Annotated in this window: 4 protein-coding genes; all 4 read left to right on the plus strand. The window is 66.5% G+C overall.

From position 1 onward, the window contains the following. Window positions 1-58 precede the first annotated feature (58 nt). On the plus strand, window positions 59-508 hold the full coding sequence (locus PX554_RS26125; protein WP_275504993.1) for a hypothetical protein: 450 nt from the start codon (window positions 59-61) through the stop codon (window positions 506-508). Then, a complete protein-coding gene (locus PX554_RS26130) occupies window positions 505-1203 on the plus strand; it encodes a hypothetical protein (protein WP_275504995.1) in 699 nt (232 codons plus the stop codon). Before PX554_RS26125 ends, PX554_RS26130 begins: the two co-directional genes overlap by 4 nt. Window positions 1204-1377: 174 nt before the next feature. After that, the gene (locus tag PX554_RS26135) at window positions 1378-1971 is read left to right on the plus strand and encodes a hypothetical protein (protein ID WP_275504996.1); all 594 of its coding nucleotides are present in this window, start codon (window positions 1378-1380) and stop codon (window positions 1969-1971) included. Further along, window positions 1964-2401, plus strand: a 438-nt coding sequence (locus tag PX554_RS26140) for a terminase large subunit domain-containing protein (protein ID WP_275504997.1), incomplete at its 3' end; no start/stop codon positions are given. The genes PX554_RS26135 and PX554_RS26140, both read left to right, overlap by 8 nt.

A 2401-nucleotide genomic window follows, 5' to 3' on the forward strand; every position in this document is an offset into this window, starting at 1 on the left:
TTTTCCCACCTGTAAGCGCCCGTCGTGAGACGTTCGCCAGCCCGACGAAGGATCAATTATGGCCCTTGTGCGCAACGTCCACGATGGAATCCCCGCCAAGCGTGAGCCCACCAAGATCGTGATTGAGGTACCGCCGGGCCGCCCTGCCGCACCCGCCACGGTCGCGGACGCCAGCCCTGCCCCCTATGCCCGCTACAACAAGGGCGTTTACCGCGTGCAGTTGGACGGCTCCGACTACCGCGTTGATATGTGGGGCGACGGCACGAAGGCATGGCGCGAGGTGCTTCGCCACCCCGCCGCCGAGTTCCGGCTGGAAGAAAGCCCCGTCGAGTTCATGCTGTACCGCACGGAGCCGGGCGCCGACGCGAACCGCGATCCCGCCACCGGCAAGCCCGTCGCTGATCGCGCCGCCTTCACAGCGCGAGCAATCGAGAACGCCCGCAAGGCCCGCGAGCAGTTGGAAGCCATCGCCAAGGCGGGCCGCGAGCGTTGGAGGAAGCCCGCTTGACCCCTCTCAGCATCCCCGAGGCGCTCGCACGGCGCGATGCAGCGCAGACGGCGCGCGACATGGCGCATGTCACCCGCGACCTTGCGGCCGACCATGCCAAGGCGGCAGACGATCGTGTCGCCGAGATCGCCGCCATCGAGGAACGGGCAACGGGCGACTTCATCGAGCGCATCCGCAACGCGGCGGCACGCGGCTTGAACGTCGAGCGCGACAAGCCGAGCGCCGACGCCATCGCACGCAGCAGCGCGGAGGCGGAAGCCCGATCGGCACATGCGGCGCTGCAAACCCTCACCCGCGAACGCGACGATGCAGATGCGGCGCTTGATGCGGCCGAGCTTGATCTCCGCATCGCCACGAACGCGGCGTGCAACGAACACGCGACGACGATCCTTGAGGCGATGGAGGCGGCGTATCAGACGCTTTCCGCAGGCGCGATGCACCTGGGCTTCCTCGGTCGGGTGGCATTCACGCCCCTGCCCCAGCCGGAAGGCCCGTTGCCACCGGGATCGGCGGGAACGCCACCGCTCGGTCTCAAGCTCAACCCGCGCGCGCAGATGCTCGCCCGGCTGGTCGGCGACGGCGCGAGCAAGCGCAGTCAGGATCAGGAACGGCAGTACGTCGAGATGTGGCAGATGTGGCGCGCCGCGCTGGTCGATGACCCCGCGACGCCCTCCCCCTGGGACATGCGAGAATAGGTTTCATGGATGCCGGCGGCCCTTGCTTACGCAGTGCCATCCGCCGGCCGGAGCAGCGGGCGGTCTCCGTCACAACACCCGCAGTTGGCGCCCCTCCGACTCCTTGCTGGGGTGAGCCAATCGGGCGCGGGCGGCCTCCATCCCGCTCGCGCCCATACCCTTTCGGAAGGCGTAATGGCTGAAGCTTCGATCTCTGCCCCGCTCTGCACCGTGTGCGCTCATCCCGAGCGCATGACGATCGACCACATTCTCGCGTGCGGTGGCGTACAGAGCGCCACGGCGGACCGCTTCGGGTTGAGCAAGAGCGCGGTGCATCGGCACTGGTCGTCGCATGTCAGCGACGCCTGGAAAGCCGCCGCGAAGATGGGGCCTTACGGCTCGCGCGCCGAGTTGGAAAAGCTCTGTCTTGAGGAAGGCGTCAGCGTCGTCGAAGGTCTGCGCGCGCTCTATGTAAGCTATCAGGCGAGTTTCATATCGAACCGCGAAGTCGGCGCGACAGGACAGATGATCTCTGTAGGGCGCGAGATGCGCGCCACGCTCAACGATATAGGGCGCATCACCGGCGAGCTATTGCCGCACGTCACGCACAACACGACGATCAATCAGCAGTTTAATGGCGACGTGTACGTCACGAACTTGAGCCGCGAAATCATTTCGTTGTTCACAGACATGCCCGAGGCGCTGGACCGGCTGCACGGTTACTTCGCTAATCGCATCGCCGCTTCCCTGCCCTCGCCTGAGGCTATCGGAGCCGCCGCTCATGGCTGACACGAGCGCAGATGAAATCTTCCTGCGCGAGATCGAGCGCGCCACCATCGGCCGCCGCGCCCGCGCGAAGTGGCTGGAAATCGCCCGCCCCGACCAGATCACGCCAATGGGCGATTGGGAGGTGTGGCTGATCCTCGCGGGCCGTGGCTGGGGAAAAACCCGCACCGGCGCGGAGGACATCACGCATTTCGCGATCAGCAACCCAGGCGTTCGCATCGCGCTTGTTGGCCCGACCGACGACGACGTTCGCAAGGTCATGATCGAAGGCCGTAGCGGTCTCGTCAACATCGGCGACCCGGCGACGCGGCCGACATACGAGCCGAGCAAGGATCTGGTGACGTGGCCGAACGGCAGTATGGGGTTTTGCTACTCCGCCGAGGAACCGGAGCGCCTGCGCGGCCCCGAACACCATCGGGCATGGTGCGACGAG

Origin of the sequence: Sphingomonas pollutisoli, from assembly GCF_029167165.1 — a bacterium.
In the GTDB taxonomy this organism is placed as follows: Bacteria; Pseudomonadota; Alphaproteobacteria; order Sphingomonadales; family Sphingomonadaceae; genus Sphingomonas; species Sphingomonas pollutisoli.